The 26,429-nt window shown below is 40.4% G+C and carries 26 protein-coding genes; 3 read left to right on the forward strand and 23 right to left on the reverse strand.

Features of this window, described 5'->3' with window-relative positions:
- Positions 1–16 precede the first annotated feature (16 nt).
- From gyrA to HZR21_RS07545, 13 genes are all read right to left on the reverse strand, one after another.
- A complete protein-coding gene (gyrA, locus tag HZR21_RS07485; protein WP_180747106.1) occupies positions 17–2,500 on the reverse strand; it encodes a DNA gyrase subunit A in 2,484 nt (827 codons plus the stop codon).
- Positions 2,501–2,655: 155 nt separating this feature from the next.
- On the reverse strand, positions 2,656–3,495 hold the full coding sequence (gene argB / locus HZR21_RS07490) for an acetylglutamate kinase (protein WP_246307832.1): 840 nt from the start codon (positions 3,493–3,495) through the stop codon (positions 2,656–2,658).
- Between the two features lie 35 nt (positions 3,496–3,530).
- A complete protein-coding gene (gene argD, locus HZR21_RS07495; protein ID WP_180747108.1) occupies positions 3,531–4,667 on the reverse strand; it encodes an acetylornithine transaminase in 1,137 nt (378 codons plus the stop codon).
- Between the two features lie 15 nt (positions 4,668–4,682).
- Positions 4,683–5,882 carry a bifunctional glutamate N-acetyltransferase/amino-acid acetyltransferase ArgJ gene (gene argJ / locus HZR21_RS07500; RefSeq protein WP_180747109.1) on the reverse strand — a complete coding sequence of 400 codons (1,200 nt, stop codon included), beginning with the start codon at positions 5,880–5,882 and terminating at the stop codon, positions 4,683–4,685.
- Between the two features lies 1 nt (position 5,883).
- Positions 5,884–6,921 (reverse strand): N-acetyl-gamma-glutamyl-phosphate reductase, encoded by a 1,038-nt coding sequence (gene argC, locus HZR21_RS07505; protein WP_180747110.1) that lies wholly within the window; start codon positions 6,919–6,921, stop codon positions 5,884–5,886.
- Between the two features lie 168 nt (positions 6,922–7,089).
- Positions 7,090–7,743 (reverse strand): hypothetical protein, encoded by a 654-nt coding sequence (locus HZR21_RS07510; RefSeq protein WP_180747111.1) that lies wholly within the window; start codon positions 7,741–7,743, stop codon positions 7,090–7,092.
- A 348-nt stretch (positions 7,744–8,091) separates the two neighbouring features.
- The gene (gene lepA / locus HZR21_RS07515; RefSeq protein WP_219605594.1) at positions 8,092–9,921 is read right to left on the reverse strand and encodes a translation elongation factor 4; all 1,830 of its coding nucleotides are present in this window, start codon (positions 9,919–9,921) and stop codon (positions 8,092–8,094) included.
- Between the two features lie 71 nt (positions 9,922–9,992).
- Complete coding sequence (ndk, locus tag HZR21_RS07520) at positions 9,993–10,406, reverse strand: nucleoside-diphosphate kinase (protein WP_180747112.1); 414 nt, start codon at positions 10,404–10,406, stop codon at positions 9,993–9,995.
- Positions 10,407–10,420: 14 nt separating this feature from the next.
- Positions 10,421–10,855: a DUF3592 domain-containing protein gene (locus tag HZR21_RS07525; RefSeq protein WP_040526054.1), complete on the reverse strand. Its 435-nt coding sequence runs from the start codon at positions 10,853–10,855 to the stop codon at positions 10,421–10,423.
- Entirely contained in the window at positions 10,856–11,623 is a 768-nt protein-coding gene (locus tag HZR21_RS07530; RefSeq protein ID WP_180747113.1) for an ABC transporter ATP-binding protein, read from the reverse strand. It abuts the gene before it with no gap.
- A complete protein-coding gene (locus tag HZR21_RS07535) occupies positions 11,613–12,452 on the reverse strand; it encodes an ABC transporter permease (RefSeq protein ID WP_180747114.1) in 840 nt (279 codons plus the stop codon). Before HZR21_RS07535 ends, HZR21_RS07530 begins: the two co-directional genes overlap by 11 nt.
- Before the next feature lie 52 nt (positions 12,453–12,504).
- Positions 12,505–13,491, reverse strand: a complete 987-nt coding sequence (gene trpX / locus HZR21_RS07540; RefSeq protein ID WP_180747115.1) for a tryptophan ABC transporter substrate-binding protein — start codon at positions 13,489–13,491, stop codon at positions 12,505–12,507.
- Positions 13,492–13,537: 46 nt separating this feature from the next.
- Positions 13,538–14,002 (reverse strand): hypothetical protein, encoded by a 465-nt coding sequence (locus tag HZR21_RS07545; RefSeq protein WP_180747116.1) that lies wholly within the window; start codon positions 14,000–14,002, stop codon positions 13,538–13,540.
- 143 nt (positions 14,003–14,145) lie between these two features.
- Between HZR21_RS07545 and HZR21_RS07550 the strand changes: the two genes are divergently transcribed.
- The 3 genes from HZR21_RS07550 (at position 14,146) to HZR21_RS07560 (ending at position 17,994) form a co-directional block, all read left to right on the forward strand.
- Positions 14,146–15,774 carry an Rqc2 family fibronectin-binding protein gene (locus HZR21_RS07550; RefSeq protein ID WP_180747117.1) on the forward strand — a complete coding sequence of 543 codons (1,629 nt, stop codon included), beginning with the start codon at positions 14,146–14,148 and terminating at the stop codon, positions 15,772–15,774.
- A 254-nt stretch (positions 15,775–16,028) separates the two neighbouring features.
- Positions 16,029–17,006: an L-lactate dehydrogenase gene (locus HZR21_RS07555; protein WP_180747118.1), complete on the forward strand. Its 978-nt coding sequence runs from the start codon at positions 16,029–16,031 to the stop codon at positions 17,004–17,006.
- 268 nt (positions 17,007–17,274) lie between these two features.
- Positions 17,275–17,994 (forward strand): GntR family transcriptional regulator, encoded by a 720-nt coding sequence (locus tag HZR21_RS07560; protein ID WP_180747119.1) that lies wholly within the window; start codon positions 17,275–17,277, stop codon positions 17,992–17,994.
- Positions 17,995–18,047: 53 nt separating this feature from the next.
- Here HZR21_RS07560 and nadA (HZR21_RS12170) read toward each other — a convergent pair whose 3' ends face one another.
- The 10 genes from nadA (HZR21_RS12170) to HZR21_RS07600 form a co-directional block, all read right to left on the reverse strand.
- Positions 18,048–18,458, reverse strand: a complete 411-nt coding sequence (gene nadA / locus HZR21_RS12170) for a quinolinate synthase NadA (RefSeq protein ID WP_310592567.1) — start codon at positions 18,456–18,458, stop codon at positions 18,048–18,050.
- Positions 18,398–19,030: a quinolinate synthase NadA gene (nadA, locus tag HZR21_RS12175; protein WP_246307833.1), complete on the reverse strand. Its 633-nt coding sequence runs from the start codon at positions 19,028–19,030 to the stop codon at positions 18,398–18,400. The genes nadA (HZR21_RS12170) and nadA (HZR21_RS12175) overlap by 61 nt, the downstream gene beginning before the upstream one ends.
- Positions 19,027–19,161 carry a hypothetical protein gene (locus HZR21_RS12180; RefSeq protein ID WP_259276398.1) on the reverse strand — a complete coding sequence of 45 codons (135 nt, stop codon included), beginning with the start codon at positions 19,159–19,161 and terminating at the stop codon, positions 19,027–19,029. The genes nadA (HZR21_RS12175) and HZR21_RS12180 overlap by 4 nt, the downstream gene beginning before the upstream one ends.
- 49 nt (positions 19,162–19,210) lie before the next feature.
- The gene (nadC, locus tag HZR21_RS07570) at positions 19,211–20,077 is read right to left on the reverse strand and encodes a carboxylating nicotinate-nucleotide diphosphorylase (RefSeq protein WP_180747120.1); all 867 of its coding nucleotides are present in this window, start codon (positions 20,075–20,077) and stop codon (positions 19,211–19,213) included.
- Between the two features lie 7 nt (positions 20,078–20,084).
- Positions 20,085–21,575 (reverse strand): L-aspartate oxidase, encoded by a 1,491-nt coding sequence (gene nadB, locus HZR21_RS07575; RefSeq protein WP_180747121.1) that lies wholly within the window; start codon positions 21,573–21,575, stop codon positions 20,085–20,087.
- Positions 21,576–21,743: 168 nt separating this feature from the next.
- Positions 21,744–22,679: a permease-like cell division protein FtsX gene (gene ftsX / locus HZR21_RS07580; RefSeq protein ID WP_180747122.1), complete on the reverse strand. Its 936-nt coding sequence runs from the start codon at positions 22,677–22,679 to the stop codon at positions 21,744–21,746.
- Positions 22,672–23,367: a cell division ATP-binding protein FtsE gene (ftsE, locus tag HZR21_RS07585; RefSeq protein ID WP_031365686.1), complete on the reverse strand. Its 696-nt coding sequence runs from the start codon at positions 23,365–23,367 to the stop codon at positions 22,672–22,674. Before ftsE ends, ftsX begins: the two co-directional genes overlap by 8 nt.
- A 74-nt stretch (positions 23,368–23,441) precedes the next feature.
- Positions 23,442–24,542, reverse strand: coding sequence for a peptide chain release factor 2 (gene prfB / locus HZR21_RS07590; protein WP_180747123.1), 1,101 nt, complete (start codon positions 24,540–24,542; stop codon positions 23,442–23,444).
- A gap of 22 nt (positions 24,543–24,564) precedes the next feature.
- Positions 24,565–25,620 (reverse strand): tRNA epoxyqueuosine(34) reductase QueG, encoded by a 1,056-nt coding sequence (queG, locus tag HZR21_RS07595; protein ID WP_180747124.1) that lies wholly within the window; start codon positions 25,618–25,620, stop codon positions 24,565–24,567.
- 14 nt (positions 25,621–25,634) lie between these two features.
- A complete protein-coding gene (locus HZR21_RS07600) occupies positions 25,635–26,186 on the reverse strand; it encodes a dihydrofolate reductase family protein (protein ID WP_180747125.1) in 552 nt (183 codons plus the stop codon).
- Between the last annotated feature and the right edge of the window lie 243 nt (positions 26,187–26,429).

Below are 26,429 nucleotides of genomic sequence, written 5' to 3' on the forward strand. Positions count from 1 at the left end.
TAAGCCTAGTCCTTTTTTAAACTTCTTCACTTGTCACTTCCTCAGAACCATTTTCAGCTGTTTCAGTTTCCGTCATTTCAGATTCTCGCTCGACTAAGGCAAAAGTTACGATGTGAGCTTCTTTATCCAGACGCATGACTTTCACACCTTGGGCGCTACGGCCGGTTTGGGAAATGTTGTCGACGTTGGTCCGGATGATAACACCTGTATCAGTAATCAGCATGAGGTCTTCGTCACCATTGACGGTCACGAGGCCGGCTAATTTACCAGTTCGCTCGGTCACGTTCATGACTTTAATCCCTTTACCACCACGTCCTTTGGTTGGATACTGTTCAGCGCTTGTCCGTTTACCGAGACCATTTTCACTGACAACGAGGACTTCCTGGCTGTCGTTAATCGTACTTGAACCGACAACAAAGTCACCGTCACGGAGGTTAACCCCTTTAACACCTGTCGCTGCACGACCCATGTCACGGAGAATATTTTCTTTAAAGCGAACAGAATATCCGTCATGTGTGCCAATAATTAATTCTTCCTGACCAGTTGTAAGTAAAACGTTGACTAGCTCATCATCTTCACGAAGGTTGAGAGCTTTCAAACCATTGGTTCTAATGTTGGCAAAGTGATTGGCATTAGTCCGTTTAACGATACCACGCAAGGTAGTAAAGAGTAGGAAACGCTCTTGGTCAGATTTCTCAACATTAATGACTGTTTGAATTGATTCGCCTTCATCTAGTTTAAGCAGATTGACGATCGGCAAACCTTTTGCCTGACGACCATACTCTGGAATTTCGTAAGCTTTCATCCGGTAGACACGGCCACGATTGGTGAAGAATAGGAGATGATCATGTGTTGAGGTTGACACCATGTGTTTGATGAAATCTTCATCTGACACACCAGAGCCTTGTACACCACGGCCACCACGGTTTTGCGCACGGAATTCATCTTGGTTGAGACGTTTGATATAGCCTTTATTTGACAAGGTAATCAAGACATCTTCTTCTTCGATTAAATCTTCGTCTTCTACACTGAGAACTTCACCAACGAGCAGTTCTGTCCGACGCGCATCTGCGAATTTACGCTTAATCTCTTTCATTTCTTCCGTGATAATGGCAACAACGCGCTCAGGTTTCGCTAGAATATCAATCAAATCAGCAATCAAAGCTAATAAATCATCATATTCCTTTTGAATCTTATCACGTTCCAAACCAGTCAAACGACGCAGACGCATGTCTAAAATGGCCTGTGATTGACGTTCAGAGAGTTCAAAGCGTGACATCAATTCAGCTTGGGCAATGGCATCTGTTTCAGACCCACGAATAATTTTGATGATTTCATCAATATTATCAAGGGCAATCAACAAGCCTTCTAAAATATGCGCACGCGCTTCAGCTTTTTCTTTATCAAACTGAGTCCGGCGGGTAATGACTTCTTTTTGGTGCGCAATATAATGTGTCAGGATTTCTTTAACTGACAGGATTTTCGGTGCACCATCAACGATTGCCAGCATATTAAAGCTGAAGTTGGTCTGAACGCTAGTTAATTTGTAAAGGTTATTCAGGATAACATTGGCAGATGCATCACGTCGTACTTCAATAATAAATCGAACGCCATCTCGGTTAGATTCATCACGGACTGCAGTGATGCCTTCAATCCGTTTTTCTTGCGCTAAGCGAACGATATGCTCATGCAATTTAGCCTTGTTAACCATGTAAGGAAATTCAGTAATAACGATGCGTTCCTTACCAGTTTTTGTCACTTCAATCTCTGATTTGGCACGTAAAGTGATGCTACCTTTCCCTGTTTCATAGGCGCGGTGAATGCCACTACGTCCCATGACAAGAGCACCTGTTGGAAAGTCAGGACCAGGCATCACTTCCATAATATCACGAGTTGTCGCCTCAGGATTGGTCATGAGGAGTTTGACGGCATCAATCGTTTCACCAAGATTATGCGGTGGAATATTGGTCGCCATACCAACTGCAATCCCTGTCGTCCCATTAACCAGAAGGTTAGGGAAACGGGCAGGAAGTACAACAGGTTCACGTTCTGTGCCATCATAGTTATCGATAAAATCGACTGTTTTTTTATTAATATCGCGCAACATTTCAAGCGCAATCTTGCTCATCCGCGCCTCTGTATAACGCATGGCAGCGGCGCCGTCACCGTCCATAGAACCGAAGTTACCATGACCGTCGACAAGCATATGGCGATAACTCCACCATTGCGCCATCCGAACCATTGATTCATAAATAGCCGAATCGCCATGTGGGTGATATTTACCCATGACATCACCAGTAATACGGGCAGATTTTTTATGTGCTTTATCAGGGGTCACACCCAGTTCGTTCATCCCATAAAGAATACGGCGATGCACTGGTTTTAGACCGTCACGTACATCGGGTAACGCCCGTGCCACAATGACACTCATAGCATAGTCGATGAAACTTGTTTTCATTTCACTAGCCAGATTGACACTGACCAAATTTTTGTCTTGCATTGATTTACAGCCTTTCAAATACTAATCACGTATTGTTTCTATTGTACCAAAAAAATAGGAAAAAAGCTAGGCATGTCCTAGCTCTACAGTATTTCGTTAGTCTTATAAATAGCAACGATAGACAAGTTTATCGTAACCCATAATATGTCCTTATTTTAAGACGTTAGTTGGTTATATTTTGTCAAATCAAGATTGTCTTTTTTAATTAACGTCCCAAAGCCTTCGCTTGTGAATAATTCAAAAATCAAAGAATTTTTCATACAACCATCTAACAACACTGCCTCGTTTAAACCATTTTGCATGGCGTATTTAATGGCCTCCAGTTTCGGAATCATGCCACCGGAAATTTTACCTGCCGCAATCAAGTGATCAATTTCTGCCAGCGTCGTTTCTGGTAAAAATGACGCTTCATCTGGAAAATTCGAATACAAACCACGAACATCTGATAATAAAATAAAGCGTTCAGCCTGTAATTCTCCTGCAATTCGGCTAGCTGCGGTATCGGCATTGACATTATAAATCTCGCCCGCCGCATCAACACCCGCAGTCGCAATGACAGGAATAGCCGAGGTCTTCGCAATCCGTTCAATGATTTCAGTATTAATCTTGGTGATCTTCCCAACGTAGCCCAAGTCTTCAGACAGTTGCTCGACTTCAATCATCCGCCCATCAATGCCAGAGATGCCAATCGCTTCGCCCCCTAGTCGTTGAATATCCCGAACCAGACTTTTATTCACCATGCCCGACAAGGCCGTCAGTGCAAGCTCAGCGGTCTCCTCGTCGGTGTAGCGCAAGCCGTTGATGAACTTCGATTCTTTGCCGTACTTGACTAGCAATTCATTAATGGCAGGTCCGCCACCGTGCACAAGAACGACATTGATCCCCAGTGTCTTCAGCAGCAAAATATCACTCAGGACTGATTTTTTGATAGCAGCATCTGTCATGGCGTTGCCGCCATACTTGATAACGACCGTCTGCCCCTGATACTTGAGCATGAAAGGCAACGCCGCCGTCAGCGTTTCAGGTACATTCATAAAATTCCCTCCAATATCGCAACGCCGTCCGCCAACTGCGCTTTCGTCATGACTAATGGTGGCAGCAGTCTAACAACGTCTTTACCTGCGGACAAGACTAGGAGACCTTGCGCTCTGGCGTCTGACAAGATTTCTTGCAACTGAGTCCCGTCAGTGAGTTGGATACCGACCATGAGACCCAGATTTCGGATGGCTTTAACAGTTGGTTTGCTTGCTAATTTTTCCTTGAGCTGCGCTTTGAGAAAGTCTGCTTTATCTGCCACTTCAGCTAAAAAACCATCGGAAGTCAGTTCAGTCAAGACAGCCTTAGCACTTGCCATGGCTAAAGGATTCCCACCAAAAGTTGAGCCGTGCTTGCCGGCACTAAAACAGTCAGCGTAGCAATTTTTAACCAACATGGCGCCAACTGGTAGACCATTGCCCAGACCTTTAGCTGTCGTAAAGATATCCGGTTGCAGGTCGAAATGTTCAAAGGCAAATAATTTACCCGTCCGACCATTACCAGTTTGAACTTCATCCACAATCAGCAAAATTCCCTGTTCTTGACAGCTTTTGAGTGCTGCCGCAAATTCTGCTGTGAGTGGGGTCACGCCTCCTTCACCTTGGACGATTTCAAAAAGAATGGCACCCGTTTGAGGTGTGACAGAGGCTTTAAGACTGTCGACATCGTTATAGATGGCTTTTGAGAAGCCTGATACCATGGGCGAGAAGCCATTTTGGATTTTGTCCTGCATGGTGGCTGACATGGCGCCGAAAGTCCGACCGTGAAAGCCGTCTTCGAAGGCCAAGATTTCTTTGCCTGGTCTGATCAAACGGGCTAGCTTTAGTGCTGCTTCATTGGCTTCTGCGCCAGAGTTTGCGAAGAATGCCTTGTAGTCGTCCGCCTGTTCTAGTAAATCCGCCACTTCTTCCTGCAAAGGATTGTTGTAGAGGTTAGAGAGATGGGCGAGGGCATCCACTTGTGTTTTTACAGCAGCTTTGCCCGCTTCAAAAGAATAGCCTAGGTTCATCACGCCTATGCCACTCGTGAAATCTAAGTATTTTTTGCCAGTTTCATCAAATAAATAAACGCCTTCGCCATGCGTAAAGGTCATGGGAATTCTAGTTCCGTAATTTTGGAGTAAATGTGTCATAGGCTTTTTTCTTTCTTAAGAATGGTAAAGGGCATTGATTTCAACGTATTTGTAGGTTAAATCACACCCCCAAGCTGTTCCAGATTGTGTGCCATTGTTGAGATCTGCATCAATAATAACGATTTTTTCTTTGAGTTTTTCAGAGAGTTCTGCTTGATCAAAATCAACAGGTGTTGAATGAAGTAAGACCAAATCACCTTGAATTTCCAACTCAATATCTGGGACGTCAAAAGGTGCGACTTGCCCAATTGCTGAAATCACGCGCCCCCAGTTAGGGTCAGCACCAAAAATCGCTGTTTTAACAAGGCTAGAGCCCACAATCTGTTTGGCAATCAGACGTGCTGACAGCTCATCTGGTGCGCCGGTAACGTTGACTTCGATAAGTTTGGTTGCACCTTCACCGTCTGCTGCGATTTTTTTCGCCAAATCTTGACAGACGATAGCTAGGACAGCTTTGAAAACTTGGTAATCTTCGGTATCGACTAGGATTTCAGCATTGTCAGCTTTACCATTTGCCATGACTAGCACCGTATCATTGGTAGAAGTATCGCCGTCTACCGTGATTTGATTGAAAGTCGTTTCAATTATTTCTGATAGCATGTCCTGCAGCAAGGGTTGGGCGATTTTGGCATCGGTTGTGATGAATCCAAGCATGGTCGCCATATTGGGATGAATCATGCCTGAACCTTTGCAGACACCTGCAACCGTGAACGTTTTGCCTGCAATCTCAACTTCATAAGTCACTTCTTTTGTGACCAGATCAGTTGTCAAAATAGCCTCAGCGAAACCGTTGGTATGCCCATTTTCAGCAGATAGTTTGGAAATGCCCAATGCGATTTTGTCCATGGGAAGTTGTTTGCCGATAACACCTGTTGAGCAAACCGCCACATGACTTGGGTTGAGGTCGAATTTTTCTGCCAACAAACGCTGCGTTTTTTTGGCATTCGTGATCCCTTCATCTCCTGTCACGGCGTTTGCAATGGCTGAGTTGACAATAATAGCTTGCGCCACGCCACCTGCGACCACTGCTTTATCCAGATCAATCGGTGCAGCTGCGACTTTATTTGTCGTAAAGACACCAGCAACTGCTGCGGGAACGTCTGAAAGGATGAGCCCTAAGTCCAGTTTTTGGAATTTAAGCTCCGCATGTGTGGCATCTGCCGTGAACCCCTTAGGTGAGGCGATATTTCCTTTGATTGCTTTAAATTTTGTCATGTTATAAAATCGGCACGAGGTCAAGCCCTGCTTTTTCGTCAAAACCGAAAAAGTGGTTCATATTCTGAATCGCTTGCCCTGCCGCTCCTTTCACGAGATTATCAATAACGGTCACAACCGTCAAGGTATTAGTCAGTTCATTATAGCCAAGGCCAATGTCGGTAAAATTTGTACCAACAACACTATGCAAATCAGGCAAGAGACCATCATTTAAGACTCTGACGAAGTATTTATCGTCATAAGTCTGGTGATAAGCCGCTACCACATCTGAGAAGGTGATTCCCTCAGCTAATTTGGCATAGGTTGAAACAAAAATCCCACGATTGACCGGAATCAGAGACGTTGAAAATTGGATTGGTTTAGCATTGACATTCCAAGAGACTAATTTGTTAAAGATTTCCGGTATGTGTTGGTGCTGATTAAGTTTGTAGAGACTGACATTTTCGTTAGCATTAACGTAATGACTGCTGTCGGTCAATTTCTTACCTGCACCTGACAAACCTGATTTGGCATCGATGATGACACTGTCTAGCTGAATCAGGTTGACTTGATAAAGCGGTGCTAGGCTTAATAGCGTTACAGTCGCATAACAGCCGGGATTAGAGATATAAGCTTGCGTCGGTCGGTCAAAATCAGCTAAGACATAATCCGCTTTTGATAATAAATTTTTATGGACGGCTGTTTTTTTGTACCATTTTTCATATTGCGCAGGAATTTTCAAACGGAAATCGCCTGACAAATCGACGACTGGAAAGTCTGCTGCGATGAAATCTGTTGCTAACTCTGCCGCAATGCCAGCTGGTGTCGCAAAGAATACCAAATCTGCTGTAGCCATGATTTCATCAGACGAAAAGGTCTTGATGGTCAAAGCTGCATATTTTGGAAAATTGAGCAGTTTTGGAAAAAGATCAGCTAATTTGGCGCCGATATTTGACGTGCCATAGACATTGACGATTTCAGCGTCTGGATGACTATGGAGCAGCCTCAGCAATTCTAATCCTGAGTATCCCGAGATACCAATGATGGCTATTTTTTTCATAAGCGTTATCCTTTAATTGAATATATATACAATAATAATGTATATTTTTGCATTTGTCAAGTGGAATGTGGGTTATTTTGCAACTTTATGCAAGATTTTCAGGAATCCTGTCTTGGTATACAAAAAAATCGCATCTCTGCGAATTTTGGATAGATAGTAAAGAACTTTTTATAATTTATTTGCCGTTGATTTGATAAATTTGATCGCCCATAAGACATATAGCGAAAATAAAATAAGACAGATAATTTTAGAAGAAAAGCTAGAAATATAGAGTGCTTGAAAATCCTTCAAAAATCTCTGTCCCCACAAAAATACACTGAGTACGATAAAAATATAACCCCAAAGGATAATAACAGATAATCGCTTACTTTTGACAAGCAAACTGAACCAGAAAACTTTGAACAATAAAAAGACACCTGAACTCAGCAAAATAATTTCAAATAAATAGCAAACCCAAGAAATTGGTGTTGGCTCTATTCCAAACCAAGAAATACTGACTGCATAATTCCAAAATAAACCTATCAATACAGTCCAAATCGTTAAATTTCTTAAACTCTTTGTTTTCTTATCAACTTGCTTCAATAATTTTTTGGACATCTGGATAGCACTAAGACCAAAATATGATTCAGCACCAATGCCGTCAGCTTGTGCATCCAACAAATCTAGCAAAACATCATAAGCTAATTCAGAAACAACTTCTGAATTATAGATTGCACCATTAAGCAACAAAGTATCGTACAGACGATCAAAATATAATCGATTTTTAGGATTTAAGTTTTCCGCTAAAGCTGTAAGCTGCACGCGATATTTTTCACCAGCCATCAATTAATCCCTTTCTTTCAACCAAGTATATGTCAAACAACCATAAGCAACTGCTAAAACAAGTCCTATCACTTTGGATGTTAGTGCAGGTACATAGATTACTTGAAAATCTTTCAAATAAAGTTTAATAAGCACAAAAATACCAAAGCTTATTATACCAGAAATAAAGTTTTATTTGATAAAAATATATACAAAAAAGCACCTGTTAACTGTTTAATAACGACTTTCAGGTGCTTCCTTATTTTAAAATTTCGTTTTGATCCCTTTTCTGTCGTAATGATTGTAGTTAAATATGAAATTAAATCGAAAAAAAACGCATCTCTGCGAATTTTCAATAGTTTGCTAAACCTACTCATCATCCATACTCAAAACGCTCAAGAAAGCTTCTTGTGGCACTTCGACAGAACCGATAGACTTCATGCGTTTCTTACCTTTTTTCTGTTTCTCGAGGAGTTTACGTTTCCGTGAAATATCACCACCGTAACATTTGGCGAGGACGTTTTTACGTAAGGCTTTGATATCGCTACGGGCGACAATTTTTTGCCCAATGGCGGCTTGAATTGGGACTTCGAATTGTTGACGTGGGATGATTTTCTTGAGTTTGTCCACGATAATTTTACCACGTTCGTAGGCAAATTCTTTATGGACGATGAAACTCAAGGCATCGACACGTTCACCGTTAAGCATGATATCCATCTTAACAAGAGAACTCTTACGGTATTCCGAAATTTCATAGTCAAAGCTGGCATAGCCCTTGGTACTTGATTTCAGCTTATCGAAAAAGTCGAACACAATTTCTGACAGTGGCATTTGATAAATCACGTTGACGCGATTTTCATCCAGATAATCCATGGTCACAAAATCCCCACGTTTACGTTGTGCTAACTCCATTACGGCACCAACATAGTCTTGAGGCACCATAATTTGTGCTTTGACAAAAGGTTCTTCAATATTATCAACGCGCGTCGGATCAGGAAATTCAGAGGGATTGGCTACTTCTAATACTTCACCATCTGTCGTATTGATATGATAGACCACACTTGGGGCTGTCATGATCAAATCAATATTGAATTCACGTTCCAAACGTTCCTGAATGACATCCATGTGCAGCAAGCCAAGGAAACCACAACGGAAACCAAAGCCAAGAGCTTGTGATGTTTCAGGCTCAAACTGGAGACTGGCATCGTTAAGCTGCAATTTATCCAAGGCTTCACGCAAATCATTGTATTTATTCGATTCAATCGGATAAATACCCGCGAAGACCATTGGGTTCAACTGTTTGTAGCCATGGAGCGGTTCTTCTGCAGGATTATCCGCCAAGGTAATGGTATCACCAACACGCGTATCAGCAACTGTCTTAATGGCAGCAGCGATATAACCAACGTCACCTGTTGCTAAGAATTCACGACCAACTGTTTTGGGCGTGAAAATACCAACTTCTGTGACATCAAAGGTTTTGCCATTGCTCATGAGTTGAATTTTATCACCCGGTTTGACGATGCCATCCATGACCCGAACTTGAAGAATAACGCCACGATAGGCATCATAAACTGAGTCAAAAATCAAAGCTTTCAAAGGATTATCGACAGAGCCTTGCGGTGCTGGTACCTTTTCAACAATTTGTTCCAAGATTTCTTCAATCCCGATGCCTGCCTTAGCTGATGCCAAGACTGCTTCAGAGGCATCTAAACCAATGACATCTTCAATTTCTGCGCGAACACGCTCAGGGTCTGCTGCTGGCAAGTCAATTTTATTGATAACCGGCAAGATTTCAAGGTCATTGTCCAAGGCCAAATAAACATTGGCAAGGGTTTGAGCTTCGATTCCTTGCGCCGCATCGACAACTAAAATCGCACCCTCACAAGCCGCAAGAGAACGTGACACTTCATAAGTAAAATCGACGTGTCCGGGCGTGTCGATCAAATGGAAGGTATAATCTTCACCATTCTTAGCTGCATAATTCAGCTCAATCGCATTCAGCTTGATTGTAATCCCACGCTCACGCTCCAAATCCATCGAATCTAGAAGTTGTGCTTGCATTTCACGCGCCGTTACCGTTTTGGTTTGCTCCAAAATACGGTCAGCCAGCGTCGACTTCCCGTGGTCAATATGGGCAATAATCGAAAAATTTCGAATATTTTTTTGCCGTGTTTTAATTTCATTTAAGTCTATAGTCATAAGCTTTATTTTACCATATTTTCTCCAAATAAAAAACCTGTCCGAAGACAAGTTATCTTTATTTATAGTTGTTATTTACCAAACCAAAGGGCAATTTCACGTTCAGCTGACTCAAGACAATCTGAACCATGGACGATATTTTCGACACAACCATTATCAGAAGAGTGAGCAAAATCGCCACGAATCGTTCCAGGCAATGCGTCTGCTGGATCTGTCGCGCCCATCATTTTGCGCCAAGAGCTAATGACATTTGACCCCCTCAAAATGCCGATAACTACTGGACCAGTCGTCATGTAAGTCACAATATCAGGATAAAAAGGCCGATCAACCAAATCTGCGTAGTGTTGATCAAGGATTTCTTTTGTGACTTGACGCATCTCCAATTTTTCAATCGTAAACCCACGACGCTCAATACGAGAAAGTACTGAACCAACCAAAGATCTGCGAACACCATCAGGTTTGATGATAAAAAAAGTGTTTTCCATTTGAATTCTCCCTTTTATAATTCCTTATTTTCTTCTCTAGCCATCTTCTTCAATTTATGAAGAAACCAATATTCGAAGAATAAGACCAGCACAATCAACATCGCCCACCCAATCAAAGCCAGCGCTAAAATCAAAAGACTGGTCGCACCTTTTCTGATGTAGATTTTTGTCGGATGATTATGGTTAACATAGACAGGAATCTGCGTCCCCACTTTACCAAAAGTTTTTAGAAAATTAGCTACCGGTACAGCCTGATAGTCCTTTCCCTCAAAAGTATAAGCCACCATTTTGCCATGCTCAGAATTTTTGACTACCTGACCGATAACCAAAGTCTTAACTTCTTTATGCTCCGTCAAGTAACGTTGGAAATTCATCCCCCCGACAAACAGTAGAATCAGAGCGAAAAATCCCAATATCACCCGTGAAATTCTTTGTAGTATCTTATTCATTTAATCAAATATCCTATAGAAATCTTCTAACTTCATCTGTTCTTTCTCCGAAGTTGGCAAATCTTGTACGATTTGACCATCCTTCATGACAATCAAACGATTACCATATTTGAGCGCATCCTCCATGTGATGCGTAATCATTAACGCAGTCAAATCTTTGCTAGTAACCAAATCATCCGTCAACTGCATCAAAGCCACTGACGTTTTCGGATCCAATGCCGCCGTATGCTCATCTAATAAAAGCAAATCTGGTGGCACAATCGTCGCCATCAACAAACTCAGTGCCTGCCTTTGCCCACCAGATAAATTACCTGTTGGCGTATCCAGATGTTTCTCCAAGCCATTACCGATTTGCTCAGCAAGACTAGCAAAACTCTCCTTATACTTGGCGATATTACGTAATCTGAGACTTCTTCTCTGCCCACGTAGCGCAGCAATTGCGATATTCTCCGCAACCGTCATCCTAGGCGCCGTGCCCACTTTTGGGTCTTGAAACACTCGTGAAATGGCAGCAGCACGTTTTTCTGGACTGTGATTTGTCACATCGTTGCCCTTGATGAACACTGAACCTGAAGTTAGTGTTAAAGTACCTGATATCGCATTAAATAAAGTTGATTTTCCAGCACCATTTCCACCTAAAATAGTAATGAAATCTTTGTCGAATATTTTTAATGACACATCATCTAAAATAACTTTACGCTCGTCACCATTTTCAATGACTTTCGTCGCATTTTTGAGTTCAATAATTGGGTTCTTGTCATTTGGCATTGAGCTTCACCCCCTTAAAAAATTTGTCTTTAAAGGTCGGAATCATCAAGCAAATAGCTAAGACAATGGCACTGAAAAGTTTGAGATAATTGGTATTGAAACCAAGTTTAATCACAGCCAAAATCAAAAATTGATAAAAAATCGATCCGATAACAATTGCAAACAAACGTTCAAAAAGTGAGACATTACCAAAGAAAACCTCACCAATAATGATACTGGCAAGTCCTATGACGATGACACCGATTCCTTTAGAAACGTCTGCATACCCATCGTTTTGTGAAATTAAAGCACCCGATAGCGCTATGACACCATTGGACACGACTAAGCCTAAGACTTCCATTCTTCCCGTGTTAATCCCAAATGACTGAGCCATCTCGACATTGTCACCTGTTGCAATGAATGCCTGACCTAGGTTGGTATTGAGAAAATAGAAAATGAGCATTAACACAAGGAGGACGGCAGATACACTAATCCAAGTGCTTTTGAGCTTATCAGCACCAAGTAGACCTAGATTAGCACGCCCCATAATCATGAGCATGACAGAGTTACACGATGTCATGACCAGAATCCCGGCTAAAAGCGTCGGAATTTTACCTTTGGTGTAGAGTAAACCGGTCACGAGACCTGCCACACATCCTGCAAGAAAGGCAACAAACGTTGCAATGACAGGATTAACACCTTGTGTGATGAGTGTCACGGCAACCGCACCACCCAAAGGAAATGACCCTTCTGTCGTCATATCTGGAAAATTTAAAATCCGGAAAGTCATAAAGATGCCCAGACCCAAAATCGCCCATAATAAACCTTGATTAATCGTTGATAATATCATAGTAAATCTAAAGCATCATTTATTTTGACACGATGCTTTATTTTGTCCCCTTCTATTCTGCTGCTTTTGCAGCTTTAGCAACACTTTCAGGAATAGTAATGCCTAAAGTTTTAGCTGCAGTTTCATTAATCACTGGTTTTGTTGTATCGTAAAACTCAACGGGTAGCTCTGAAACTTTTTTACCTTTTAAGACTTGTGCTGCCATTTTCCCTGTTGCCACACCTAAATCATGTTGATTAATAGTAACTGCCGCTAAACCTCCTTGTTCGACCATTGTATCAACTGATGGAAAAACTGGAATTTTGGCTGCATTTGATAGCTCGATAACTGTCGGAAATGCTGAGGCAATTGTATTATCTACAGGTACATAGAGGGCATCTACTTTTGAAAGTGCAACGTTAACTGTTGTCGTGATGTCATTAGTTGATGAAACGGCATATTCAGAAACTTCATAACCTTGCTCGCTCGCAACTTTTTTAAAGTCAGCAACTTGTGATTTAGAGTTATCTTCTGATGAGCTGTACAAAATACCGATTTTTTTAACATTGGGTGTCATTTCTTTAATCAGATCTATTTCTTTCGCAACCGGAAACTTATCTGATACACCCGTTACATTACCCTCTGGTTTTTTTACATTTTTAACGAGTTTAGCCCCTACTGGATCTGATACAGCACCCATGATTACTGGTACGTCTGATGTCGCATTAGCTAAGCCTTGAGCTGTCGGCGTCGCGATACCAATGAGTACATCATTTTTTTGATCTACGAGTTGGCTTGCCATTGTCGTTACTTTTGATTGGTCAGCTTGCGCATTGTAAAAATTGATTTTAGCATCTGAATAGCCTTCATCAGCTAAGCCTTCTTTAATACCACTGTAAATTTCATCCAAGGCAGGATGAGTCACGAATTGTAAGACGCCAATTTTAACATCAGCTGATTTAACCTTGTTTTGTTGTTTGAAAAATTTAGGAATGAAAATTGAGCCCAAACCTAGGATAACAATAATAGCAACAACAAGTATCATTTTTTTATTTTTCATTGGGTAATAACTCCTTTATAAAAGATAGGGGGCAAGAAAACTCGACTTAATTAGCCGAAAGTTTTTTTAGTTGGTCGACTAAACTTTGATCAAAAGCAGTTTTTGATGTAATCGGATAGATGGCTTGTGGCTCTCCACCTTCAAATTGCACGACATTGATGGCTGTCTTGTCGAGATTAAGTTTCGCAAGAACTTTATCATGATAGAGTTCTTGAAAAATATAGATTGTTTGAGATAAACCTAAATTTTGATTTTGATTGATAAACGCATCAAATTTTTTATTAAGTTTTGAATTTTGAACATTCAAAATAATCAAGGTTGCTTTGGGGTGGGATTTAAGCAGTGCATTGATATCATCATTTGGCACGGCCTGAATTTGGTCTGTTACCGTAACCTTGGGAATAATTCGACCTTCCTCACGTCGAACGTGTCGATGAATGTTTGGTGTTATGATAACCAAAAACAAAACAACGACGACGCATATTCCCCAAATTCTATATTTTTTATTCATGTTATCATTATAACTGAAAAATGGGCATTTTACAAAAAATTCTGATAAAATAGTAGAAAAGAGCAAAAGTCTCTATTTATTTTGTGCCAAGATAGGTCAAGTTTCAAGATTTCACAAAGTGAGATCAACAGAAGGGAGTTACCATGTCTTTTGATGGTATTTTTTTACACCACATGACTCAGGAATTAACTGAGCAATTAACAGGTGGTCGCATACAGAAAATTAATCAAGTTTTCGACCATGAATTGGTGCTGCAAGTTCGTAGTAATCAAAAATCACATAAATTATTATTGTCCGCTCATCCAACTTTTGGGCGTATCCAATTAACGCAAACTGTTTTTGAGAGCCCTAAAACACCGACGACGTTTACCATGATTTTAAGGAAATATCTCAGTGGTGCTTTTATTGAAAAGATTTATCAGATTGACAATGACCGTCAAATCATCTTTGAAATTTCATCTAAAAATGAAATCGGCGACCGTATGAAAATTGCCTTGATCGCTGAAATTATGGGGAAACATAGTAATATTATTCTCATGGACCGAGAATCTAATAAGATTCTTGAATCCATTAAGCATGTTGGCTTTTCACAAAACCAATATCGAACAATCCTTCCTGGCTCGACTTATATCGCACCACCTAGTGATGGTAAAGTCAATCCTTTCACGGCATCTGATGAAAAGATATTTGAAGTTTTGCAAACTGGTGACAATTTACAGCAAGTGTTTCAAGGATTGGGGCGTGATAACGCTATGGCTTTAAAAGGTTTGAGTCTAGCTGACTTCAAGTCTATCTTAATGACGGCGACACCCTCCATTTATACGAATGATACGTTTTCTGCGATTCGATTATCTGACGATTACCAATCTTTTGATACCTTATCTGCTATGCTAGACCATTATTACCAAAATAAGGCGGAACGCGATAGGGTTCGTCAAGTTGCAAGCGAGGTGATTCGCAAGGTGGCTGGTGAGCTAGATAAAAATCGTAAGAAATTGAAAAAACAAGAGCGTGAATTGAAAGCGACGGATAATGCTGAAATTTTTCGTCAAAAAGGTGAGCTTTTGACGACTTTCTTGCATGAAGTCCCTAACAATAAACCGTCTGTTACTCTGGATAACTACTATACGAATGAGCCACTTGAGATTGCGCTTAATCCAGCTTTAACGCCTAATCAAAATGCTCAAAAATATTTCCATAAATACTCTAAGCTCAAGCAAGCTGTCAAATTTTTGGGTGAGCAAATTGCCAACACTAAACAGACGATTACCTATTTAGAGTCCGTTGAGAATGCGCTAGAGCAAGCCACTGTAACTGAGATTACAGATATCAAGGAAGAATTGATTCAGACTGGTTTTATCAAGCAGAAACACCGTAATAATAAGAAACAAAAATTATTGCCTCCTGAAAAATATCAAGCATCTGATGGCACGATTATCTTAGTCGGTAAAAATAATCTACAAAATGAACAGGTTAGTTTTAAACTTTCTCGAAAAGGGGATTTATGGTTTCACGCCAAAGATATTCCTGGTTCTCATGTTATTATCACGGGTAATCCAACACCTTCTGATGAAACGATTACTGAGGCTGCTGAACTTGCTGCCTACTTTTCAAAAGCACGTCTATCCAATCTGGTACAGGTTGATATGATTGATGTCAAAAAATTACATAAACCAACGGGGACACCGCCTGGTTTTGTGACTTATGTTGGGCAAAAAACCTTGCGGGTAACAGCTAATGAGGCTAAAATTCGTGAGATGAAATGTGATTAATCTTTAAGCTTATCGTTGATGCAATACAACGGTGAGCTTTTATTTTAATTCTGTCATATGTGCTGAGTTTTGATTTTCTAATTTTCTACAAAATAACACCTATGATTTAATTTTGTCGCATTTTTAGAAAACGTTTGCAGAAATTTTCTTGAAAAAATTTAACATAATACCTGACAAAGCCATTCTAAAATGTTATAATTTAACTGTTTGAAAAACTTGGAAATACCAAGAATTTGAAAGGAATTCATCTCATTATGACTGATGTAAAATTGCACAAAAAAGTAATCCTCGTAGGCGATGGCGCTGTAGGTTCTTCATACGCGTTCGCTCTTGTTAACCAAGGTATCGCTCAAGAACTTGGTATCGTTGATATCTTCAAAGAAAAAACTGAAGGTGATGCAGAAGATTTGAGCCATGCGCTTGCATTTACTTCACCTAAAAACATCTATTCAGCAACTTACGCTGATGCTCATGACGCTGACCTTGTTGTCTTAACAGCTGGTGCGCCACAAAAACCAGGTGAAACTCGTCTTGATTTGGTTCAAAAGAACCTTCGTATCAACAAAGATGTTGTGACTCAAATCGTTGCTTCAGGTTTCAACGGTATCTTCCTTGTTGCCGCTAACCCAGTTGATATCTTGACTTACTCAACTTGGAAATTCTCTGGTTTCCCTAAAGAACGCGTTATCGGTTCAGGTACTTCACTTGACTCAGCTCGTTTCCGTCAAGCGCTTGCTGAAAAAATCGGTATTGACGCACGTTCAGTCCATGCTTATATCATGGGTGAACACGGTGACTCTGAATTTGCAGTTTGGTCACACGCTAACGTTGCCGGTGTTAAACTTGAACAATGGTTGCAAGACAACCGTGACATCGACGAACAAGGTTTAGTTGACTTGTTCATCAACGTTCGTGATGCTGCTTACTCAATCATCAACAAAAAAGGTGCAACTTTCTATGGTATCGCTGCTGCATTGGCACGTATCACAAAAGCTATCTTGGATGATGAAAATGCTGTATTGCCACTTTCAGTTTACCAATCTGGTCAATATGGTATCAACGACGTCTTTATCGGTCAACCAGCTATCGTTGGTGCTCACGGTCTCGTACGTCCAGTAAACATTCCTTTGAATGATGCTGAACAACAAAAAATGGAAGCTTCTGCTAAAGAATTGAAATCAATCATTGATGAAGCATTCTCTCAAGAAGAATTCAGCTCAGCTGTTAAATAATTAAAATTCCTGCAAGCTCTTGTCTTTCAAATTTCGAAGGATGAGAGTTTTTTTGTATTTAAATCATTTATAACTGATCAATCTATATCTATTTAAAGGAACTTTTAGACATCTTCTCCTTATTTTCACACTTTTTATTCTCTTGTACCGCTATATATTCTTTTATAAAAAGAACTTTTTAAAATCCAATACAAATAAAAACTATATAGTTTATTTTTGGATAAAAATGGTATAATATATCTATATAGAATAGATTCAAGGAGCAGTCATGAGAACCAACACCAAGTATATTGATATATATACGCAAATTAAATACGATATTGAGTCCGGTAAATATCCAATCAATGAGAAATTACCTCAAGGACGCATCCTCGCAGACCAGTTTAATGTCAGTGAATTGACAATTACCAAAGCCATCAATTTATTAGTTCAAGAAGGCTATATCGTGCGTCGTAGAGGTTCAGGTAGTTTTGTCAAAAACTTTAGAAATTCGACCATTACTAAATTTTCACCTTTAACTGGTAGTACTGCTTTACATGAAGGAGAAGTCACCTCTACAATTATTGGTTTTTCAACTGAGGCGCCTACTCAGTACATCGCTGATAAATTAAGTGTTGACAAAGAAAGTTTAGTTTACAAAATCATTCGACTTCGGACCATTAAAAATGTCCCTTCTATCATCGAATATACCTGGATGCCACTTGAGATTATCCCAGGCCTGACAACCAAAGAATTAGAAACATCGATTTATCGCTACATCCATAAAATACTTAATCTAACGATTAAAAGTGCACACATTAAAGTTGCTGGTGTTCGACCAAGTATTCTTGAAAAAGCCTATCTCAAATTAAAAGATACGGATTTTCTGATGCAAACAGAACAAATTGGTTACCTAGATGACGGCAGAATCTTCGAATTTTCAATCGCTAGCCATATTCCAAGTGAATTTGCTTTTGAAACTGTTTTAATCGCTAACGAACACGATTAATAAAAAACTCCCTCACATCAGCTTTTAGCTTGTGTGAGGGAGTTTTTATCTATTTATTTTGCCAACATCCGGTCGAGTGCCTTGAGGCTATAGATTTGTGTGGCCTCATCTACTGTTATTTGTTGAATGGTTGAACCTTGCTCTATTTCTTCTAGTGTCCATAAAAGATGCGCTAGGCGAATGCGATTCATGGTGATGCATGAAAAGGCAGAGGCATTAATAGACCTGATGTCATGATTGGGGAAGGTATGAATCATGCGATTCACTAAATTGTTATCCGTGCCAATTGCCCACTTTGTCCCTTCGGGGCTAGCTGCGACCTCATCAATGATTTTTTTAGTTGAACCGTAACTATCTGATGCTTGCACGACCTCAATCGGACATTCAGGGTGAACAATGACCTTCAAGTCTGAAATTTGACTGCGTAAGGTTGCAATTTGTTCAACGGTATATTGTTGATGCACACAACAGCGCCCTTGCCAGAGAATAACTTTGAGATTTTGAAGGTCACACCTTCTGCTTCCAATCTATTTTGCTTAGGATGCCAAACTGCCATTTGCTCAAGTGGAATCCCTAATTGGTAGGCTGTATTACGCCCTAAATGCTGGTCTGGTAAGAAGAGGACACGTTGGTGTTTGTCAAAGACACGTTTTAAAATGGTCTCAGCATTACTAGATGTCACGATGACACCATCGTGGTTACCAACGAATGCTTTAACCGCTGCTGTTGAGTTGATATAAGTAACTGGTATGACAGGCTCAGTATAGGTTGTTTCTAAGACTTGCCATGCTTGTTCCAACTGCTCTAAATTAGCCATATCTGCCATTGAACAGCCTGCTAAAGCATCTGGCAAGTAGACTTTCTGATCAGCTGTTGTGAGCATATCAGCTGTCTCAGCCATAAAATGGACGCCACAAAAAATGATGTGTTTAGCTGACTGATTAGCTGCTGCTTCTTTGGCTAATTGTAATGAATCGCCTACATAATCTGCAAAGGGGATAATTTCATTTTTTTGGTAATGATGTGCTAATATCAATAAATCGTTGCCAAATTGTCTTTTTTCTCATAGATTTTACGAATCATTTCACCGTCTGATAGGTGTAAATAGCGTTCAGGAATGATATGTTTCTTGTCAAATGTCGGGTTAGTTGTCTCTCTAGCTGCCATGGTTTCTCCTCATCTTATCTCGTCTAGGGTCATTTAGTCTCGCTTTTAGTCAGTCAACATGAGGCAAGTTTACTTCACCTTTTTCGCCGTTTTGACTGTTAAAGCTAATATCAAAAGCTAGGACTGAATGTGTTAAGGCACCTAGCGAGAGGTAGTCAGCGCCTGTATGCGCGTAGTCTGCTAAGTTATCGAGTGTGATGCCACCAGAAATTTCAGTCAAAATCGTCTCAGGCACTAGCTTTGTCCAAGCAGCGACTTGTTCTGGTGTTCGGTTATCAAACATGATAATATCAGCTTTGGCATCAATCGCCTCAAGCAATTGCGCCTCAGTTTCGATTTCGACTTCAATTTTAACCATTTGGCCAATCTGCTCGCGAACTTTTTTAACTGCTTTTGAAATGCTACCCGCATAAGCAATATGATTATCTTTGAGCATGACACCGTCGTAGAGTCCAACCCGATGATTAAAGCCACCACCAATTTTAACGGCTAATTTATCAAAATAGCGCAAACCCGGGGCTGTTTTTCGTGTGTCACAAATCTTAATCGTTGAATCATTTAATGTTTGAATCGCTATATCGGTGAAAGTCGCAATACCGCTCATCCGCTGTAAGAGATTCAAAATCACGCGCTCTCCAGTTAGCAGTGTTCTGATGTTACCTGTCGCTCGGCCGATAATCTCACCTTTCTTAACCCTGTCACCATCTGCCACGGTGGGGATAAAAGTCGCATCCTGACTGAGTAAATCATAGACTTGCTGGGCAACTTCTAGTCCTGCAATGATGCCTTCTGCTTTGGCAACAAAGACGCCGCTTGCTTGTTCGTGCGCATCAAAAATTAAATCCGCCGATAAATCGCCAGTGCCAATATCTTCAATCAAGAAAGTTTTTAGTTGTTCTTTTGCTTGTAAATTCATGCGACGGTTATTCCTCCGGTAATAGATAATGTGCACCGAGACTTTGAGTCCGAGCTAGCGCTGCATTGGCAATCGTTTCTGCGACAAGACATAGGTTAGCTGTCTCAATTTGGTGACGATTTGTGCAAGTCTGGTCTAAGATATGATAGTCAAAGGTTGACAGCCAGTCTTGAAACTGACGTATGGTTTCTGGTTTTCGAATAATACCAAGTGCATCTGATGTTCGTTTGACTAAATCTGCGCGATTTGGTAGGCGCATCTTAGTTGAAGATTGTGTGACCTGCTGCACTTGCTCACTTGCAGAACTATTCTCCTTGTCTGACAAAATAGCATCTGCCACACTTCTAGCAAAACTAAGCCCTTCTAGTAAAGAATTACTCGCCAAACGATTAGCTCCATGGACGCCTGTAAAGGCGACTTCTCCTACTGCATATAAGTTGCCAAGCTTTGTATGACCTGAAAAGTCTGTTTTAACGCCACCCATCAGGAAATGCATGCCTGGTTTAATAGGGATGCGCTGACTGGTTTCAAAATCAATATTATTCTGTTTCAAATAGCTTGCAATGGCTGGAAATTGTTGAGAAAAATTCGTGACACGAGAGATATCCAAATAAATCTGATGCCCCGCTTGTATCTGTTCATTGACGACCCGACTGACGACATCTCGTGGTGCTAGGTCGAGCTTACTGGAGCGTCCAACCATAATCGGACAATCATTTTCATCAACTAAAATTGCACCAGCACCTCTGACAGCCTCTGAAATCAGAATCGGATGCACTTTTTTTCCACCGTCTAAAAGACTAGGATGAAATTGTAAAAATTCCATATCCGACAAATCGCATCCTGCACGTATGGCCATGGCGATACCATCTCCAGTAATCGTCTGATCATTACTTGTATCCTGAAACAAATGCCCAATGCCACCACTTGCTAAGACAACCTCATCTGCATCTATCGTTTGTCTTTGATTATTGGTATCAAGATAGCTTACACCACGAACTTTGCCTTCTTCTACCACAAAATCTAAAGCAAAAGTGTGGGACAACCAGTTAACCTTGCTCAACTGTTCATGAACAAAACTCGTCAACTGAAGACCTGTTTGGTCTCCACCAGCATGTAAGATTCGTTTATGCGAATGCGCACCCTCAAGCCCCATATTTAATTGACCATCAATTGTTGTATCAAAAGTCATGCCCAAATCAATCAAATCTTGAATCACTTGAGGACCTTCATGTACCATTTTCTCAACTGCTTTTTTCTGATTATGAAAAACACCAGCAGACAGTGTATCCGCAACATGAGATGCTTCATTATCGGGCTCTTGCTCCTTTTCGAGACGCTTGGCTTGCATGACAGCTGCAACCCCTCCCTGAGCTAGCATCGAATTACTATCTTCTTGGTTTCCCTTACAGATTATCGTGACATCTGCTTGCCCCTCCAGATATAACGCAACTGTTGCACCTGCAATCCCTGAGCCAACAATCACAACTTTTTTCATCGTTTCTTCTTTCAATTACATACCGTTCATTTACGACTAACTTTAAGTTTGTTAATTTACAAACTAATAATATTGTTACTATTCTACCACAAAATACGTGTGATGAACTAGAAAACTTAAAAAAATAGCAAAAAAAGAGCAAATATATGCTCTTTTAATGTTTCGTATTTAAATTTTAAGGAATCGTCTCATTGAGATAATTGAACCAAGTGAACCAATCGCCACACCGACAACAATCATCAAGACAATCAATTGTGGGACAAATGTATTAGGATTCAAAAGATATAGCCCTTGTTGTGATAATGGTTTTTGTAAGCCGACATAACCAATGCGGTAAACAAAACTAATTAAGACACTAGGTAGGATAGCACCGAGCAATCCAACCCACGCTCCTTCAAGGAAGAAAGGCCAACGGATATAACCATTCTTAGCACCAACCAGACGCATGATTTGAATTTCTCGTTGACGAGACAAAATCGTAATCCGAATGGTATTAGAAATCAGAAAGACTGCAACAAACAGAAGTAGAATTGCTGCGCCAGCTCCCCAAGTTCTGATAACTTTTGATAGACCAAAGATTTTCTTGGTATTGGTACCACCGTAGTCCGCTCGGTCAACGCCATCAATTTTACTGATGTTTTTAGCAACTGCAGTTACATTCTCAGGTTTATCTGCCTCAACGATGTAAACATCATAAAGAGGATTACTGTCGCCTTTAAACATTTTCCAAGTATTACCAAGTGATTTTGTGAGTTTTTCTAACTCATTTTCTTTGCTCGAATAAGTCACCTTGGTCACGTGCGGTACTTTTTCAATCGCTTTTTCTATCTTATGATAGTCTGGATTAGTAATCATTTTTGATTTATCATTGGGGTCTGCAATTTCTTTTTCACCGTCATGAACATTTAGTTTCAAGAAAGTTGAAATCCGGACATTATTTTCTAAATCCGATGCTAATTTCGTTGTATTGAGGATAACGGCTAGGAACACGCCGACTAATACAAGGGTAATGGTAACAGATGAAACAGCAGCAACTGTCATCCAACCATTTCTGCGGAGATTTTTAATAGACTGCCACAGGTGTTTAAAAAATGTTCTAATCATCGTAGCCATATTCTCCTTCTATTTGGTCTCGGACAATTCGACCATTCTCAATCGCAATAACACGATGACGCAAGGTGTTAACGATTTGTGAATTGTGGGTCGCCATTAAAATTGTTGTTCCTTGGATATTAATTTTTTCCAGAAGGTTCATAATTTCCCATGAGTTTTCAGGGTCTAAGTTACCTGTCGGTTCATCGGCAATTAGTACTTTTGGGGCATTAGCAATTGAGCGCGCAATCGCCACACGTTGCTGCTCACCACCTGATAATTCATTCGGGAATGAGCGAACTTTGTGTTTAAGACCAACAAGGTCTAGTACTTCCATGACACGTTTTTTAATTTCGCGTGGGCGTTTTCCGATAACTTCCATAGCATAAGCGATGTTTTCATAGACTGTTTTATTTTGTAGCAATTTGTAGTCCTGGAAAACGACACCGATAGAGCGACGCAGCATCGGCACGTCACGTTTTTTAATTTTTTCAAGATTGTAGCCAGCGACGACGCCCTGACCTTTATCCAACTTCACTTCACGATACAATAATCTGATGAACGTTGATTTACCAGCGCCTGAAGGTCCTACGACGTAAGCAAATTCTCCGGCCTCAATATCAACTGAGATATTTCGCAAGGCGGTCGTTCCGTTATTATATTTTTTGGTTGCATTACTTAATTTGATAATACTACTCATATTTTTAGTTTCTTTCTGTTTTTTGTCAACATATACATATTATAACAAATTACTATTTCTAAAATATTACAGCCTTACAACATTTTCCATTTGAGATAAGCGTCAATAAAGCCATCTAAATCGCCATCCATAACATTATCAATCTGACTTGTTTCATAACCAGAACGTGTATCCTTAACCAGTTGATAAGGCATGAAAACGTAAGAACGAATTTGTGAGCCCCATGAAATATCGGCTTGGTCGCCTTTCAATTCATCGACTTCTGCTTGCTTTTTATCAACTTCGAGTTGGTAGAGTTTAGATTTAAGCATCTTCATCGCCAAATCTCTGTTACCATACTGCGTTCTATCCATAGTAGATGAGACCACGATACCAGTTGGGATATGCGTCAAGCGAACCCCTGTTGATACCTTGTTGACATTCTGTCCACCCGCACCACCAGAACGGAAAGTATCCATTTTGATATCAGCATCTCGGACATCAACTTCAATCGAATCATCTAATTCAGGCATGACATCAACCGAAGTAAATGAGGTGTGACGACGGTTTTGTGAATCAAAAGGTGAAACACGTACCAGACGGTGCACACCTTTTTCAGAACGCAGAAAGCCGTAAGCGTTGTTACCAGTAAATTTCAGGGTTGCGGATTTAAGACCAGCGACATCACCGTCTTGGTAATCGACAACTTCAACCTTGAAATTATGCGCATTTCCCCAACGCTCATACATCCGCATGAGCATACTCCCCCAGTCTTGAGACTCGGTGCCACCTGATCCGGGATGAATCTCTAAAAGGGCATTCATGTGATCGTAAGGTTGATTTAAAAGCATTTCAAGCTCATAGGCCTGCATTTTAGCACCTAATTTATCAAGCTCTGTTGCCAATTCCGCCTGCATTTCCTCATCAGCATCTTCTTCCAACATCTCCAACATAACTTCTTGGTCATCAAGCATAGCTTGCATGGTCATGAAAGTCTCATATTTGGCTTTGAGTTGGTTTGATTGCTCAACGACTTTTTGTGCGGCAATGTTATCATCCCAAAAACTAGGGTCAGACATATCATTGTCAAGAAGCGCAATTTCTTCTTCAAGGCGGTCTAAATCGAGATTATCTCGAAATGACGCCATCTTATCTCTATTTTGGGTAATTTGATTGCGAATTTCACTAATTTCCATATTATATTATTCTACCACGTTCTCATCTATTTTTCAAAGATTGATGATGATTCGCCTTTGATTTAATCTTATCTAGTGCCCATTGTGCCGCCTCTTGGTGGACGGCATTGCTAGGATTTGCTGCTATTTCTTCTAATAAAGGAATAGCCGTTTTGTCATTAACATTAGCTAAAACGTAAATCGCATTACGCTGCAAAACATTTTTGCCTCGCCATGAGCCTGCAATTTCACTGAATTTAGCCTTGAACTCCTGATTACTCAGCTGAATAAAAGGTTGTAACTCAGGATAAGCGAGCTCCGGGTCAATCGTCGTCTGAGCCTCATTCCTTATCCCTTTATTATAAGGACAAGCGATTTGACAAATATCACACCCATAAATCAAAGTCTTCATTTTGACACGAAACTCTTCATCTAGCGGCCCTTTTTTCTGCGTCTGGAAACTCAGGCAACGCTTGGCATTCATGGTTGAATCGCCATTTAGTGCATCAGTCGGACACGACGTGATGCAATGGTCGCAGTCGCCACAGCCATAGTCAACCGGACTGTCCGGTTCAATATCGAGATTAGTGATGAGTTCTCCCAAGAACATATATGAACCAAATTCTTTAGAAATGACGAGACCATTTTTACCGATGAAACCAATCCCCGCACGTCTGGCAACAGCAGTATCCACTAACGCGCCTGTATCGACCATGGCCTTGTGATCAAAATCATCTGTTAATTCAGCAATTCTCTCTGATAAACGAGCCATTTTTTCAGTTAAAATAGTATGATAATCCACACCCCAACTTGAAGAAGAGAACTTACCACGTTTATAAGGTGATTTCCCTGGTAATTGCGGAAGTTTATTCGGATAGGCAACGGCAATCGAAATAATCGTTTTAGCATTGTCAAGTAAGAGCTTAGGCTTGATTCGTTCTTCAATATTTTGATGTTCAAAACCAGAGTTTGTCCCTTTTTCTTGAGCCAGTCTTAGGGATTTTTCCAAGTAGTCAAAATTATCAGCTGTCGTAAAGCCGATTTTAGAAATGCCAATTTCCTTGGAAATGGCAATAATTTGTTCTTTCAAGTTCGTCATATTTTTATTATACCTTAAATTACTGGACCGGTAGGTGATTTTTGAATGCGTTTTAAATGTATCTCGGATAACTGACCTATTTTGTCAACTGCGACTAATTCAAAACGTTTTAAAACTGGTTCGGTTTCTTCAAACAAGCGTTTACCAGTTCCCAATACAACGGGTGCGATTTGAATCCAGAGCTCATCAATCAAGTCATGCTTTAAAAGTGTCGTCACGATTTCACCGCCACCAACAACCCAAATCGCTTGACCAGCCTCAGCTTTTAAGCGATTAATAACAGCTACTGGGTCACCTAAAACATAATTTCCTTCTATTATATTGCCTTTTTCACTGCGTGAGAAAACAATCTTTTCCTTATTAGGAAAAATGCGTTCTGCTCCCGAAAGCCGTTGCGTTTCACGGTAAGTCGTATTTCCCATGACCACTGTATCAATGCGGTCTTCAAAGGCACTAATATCAAACTCCTTATCTAGAGACGTGTCAAACAACCACTGTAAATCATCAGTAGCGGTTGATAAAAAGCCATCCAAACTAATGGCGCCGTAAAAAAATACTTGTCGCATTGTTTTCTCCTTTAAAATAAAAGATACGCATTTATTATAACACATTCTAACAAGTCTACTCACCCTTGCAAAATTGAAAAATCCCCCAATAGTCACTGAGGAAATTTTTATTAACCTACCCGAATTGCTAGTTAATTTCATTGGAAAATAAATAAGTCGTGCTATCCTAATCTTAAACCACTACGCATTAGAAAGCGCACGACTTATATGACTTATAATAGCACACTTCCAAAAGTTTTTGTT

The organism is Pseudolactococcus laudensis, from assembly GCF_013449735.1.
GTDB lineage: Bacteria > Bacillota > Bacilli > Lactobacillales > Streptococcaceae > Pseudolactococcus > Pseudolactococcus laudensis.

Excerpts from the sequence above, each read along its gene's own strand:
- queG (WP_180747124.1), bottom strand. The coding sequence starts at position 25,620 with ATGACGAACTTGAAAGAACAAATTATTGCCATTTCCAAGGAAATTGGC.
- HZR21_RS07545 (WP_180747116.1), bottom strand. The coding sequence starts at position 14,002 with ATGAATAAAAAATATAGAATTTGGGGAATATGCGTCGTCGTTGTTTTG.
- nadB (WP_180747121.1), bottom strand. The coding sequence starts at position 21,575 with ATGAAAAAAGTTGTGATTGTTGGCTCAGGGATTGCAGGTGCAACAGTT.
- HZR21_RS07530 (WP_180747113.1), bottom strand. The coding sequence starts at position 11,623 with ATGCCAAATGACAAGAACCCAATTATTGAACTCAAAAATGCGACGAAA.
- argJ (WP_180747109.1), bottom strand. The coding sequence starts at position 5,882 with ATGACAAAATTTAAAGCAATCAAAGGAAATATCGCCTCACCTAAGGGG.
- HZR21_RS07510 (WP_180747111.1), bottom strand. The coding sequence starts at position 7,743 with ATGGCTGGTGAAAAATATCGCGTGCAGCTTACAGCTTTAGCGGAAAAC.
- ndk (WP_180747112.1), bottom strand. The coding sequence starts at position 10,406 with ATGGAAAACACTTTTTTTATCATCAAACCTGATGGTGTTCGCAGATCT.
- prfB (WP_180747123.1), bottom strand. The coding sequence starts at position 24,542 with ATGGAAATTAGTGAAATTCGCAATCAAATTACCCAAAATAGAGATAAG.
- nadC (WP_180747120.1), bottom strand. The coding sequence starts at position 20,077 with ATGAATTTACAAGCAAAAGAACAACTAAAAACTTTCTTGATTGAAGAT.
- argD (WP_180747108.1), bottom strand. The coding sequence starts at position 4,667 with ATGACACATTTACTCCAAAATTACGGAACTAGAATTCCCATGACCTTT.
- HZR21_RS07555 (WP_180747118.1), top strand. The coding sequence starts at position 16,029 with ATGACTGATGTAAAATTGCACAAAAAAGTAATCCTCGTAGGCGATGGC.
- HZR21_RS07560 (WP_180747119.1), top strand. The coding sequence starts at position 17,275 with ATGAGAACCAACACCAAGTATATTGATATATATACGCAAATTAAATAC.
- HZR21_RS07535 (WP_180747114.1), bottom strand. The coding sequence starts at position 12,452 with ATGATATTATCAACGATTAATCAAGGTTTATTATGGGCGATTTTGGGT.
- HZR21_RS07525 (WP_040526054.1), bottom strand. The coding sequence starts at position 10,855 with ATGAATAAGATACTACAAAGAATTTCACGGGTGATATTGGGATTTTTC.
- argC (WP_180747110.1), bottom strand. The coding sequence starts at position 6,921 with ATGAAAAAAATAGCCATCATTGGTATCTCGGGATACTCAGGATTAGAA.
- trpX (WP_180747115.1), bottom strand. The coding sequence starts at position 13,491 with ATGAAAAATAAAAAAATGATACTTGTTGTTGCTATTATTGTTATCCTA.
- gyrA (WP_180747106.1), bottom strand. The coding sequence starts at position 2,500 with ATGCAAGACAAAAATTTGGTCAGTGTCAATCTGGCTAGTGAAATGAAA.
- lepA (WP_219605594.1), bottom strand. The coding sequence starts at position 9,921 with ATGACTATAGACTTAAATGAAATTAAAACACGGCAAAAAAATATTCGA.
- HZR21_RS12180 (WP_259276398.1), bottom strand. The coding sequence starts at position 19,161 with ATGGCAGCTAGAGAGACAACTAACCCGACATTTGACAAGAAACATATC.
- HZR21_RS07600 (WP_180747125.1), bottom strand. The coding sequence starts at position 26,186 with ATGCGACAAGTATTTTTTTACGGCGCCATTAGTTTGGATGGCTTTTTA.
- argB (WP_246307832.1), bottom strand. The coding sequence starts at position 3,495 with ATGCTCAAGTATCAGGGGCAGACGGTCGTTATCAAGTATGGCGGCAAC.
- HZR21_RS07550 (WP_180747117.1), top strand. The coding sequence starts at position 14,146 with ATGTCTTTTGATGGTATTTTTTTACACCACATGACTCAGGAATTAACT.
- ftsX (WP_180747122.1), bottom strand. The coding sequence starts at position 22,679 with ATGATTAGAACATTTTTTAAACACCTGTGGCAGTCTATTAAAAATCTC.
- ftsE (WP_031365686.1), bottom strand. The coding sequence starts at position 23,367 with ATGAGTAGTATTATCAAATTAAGTAATGCAACCAAAAAATATAATAAC.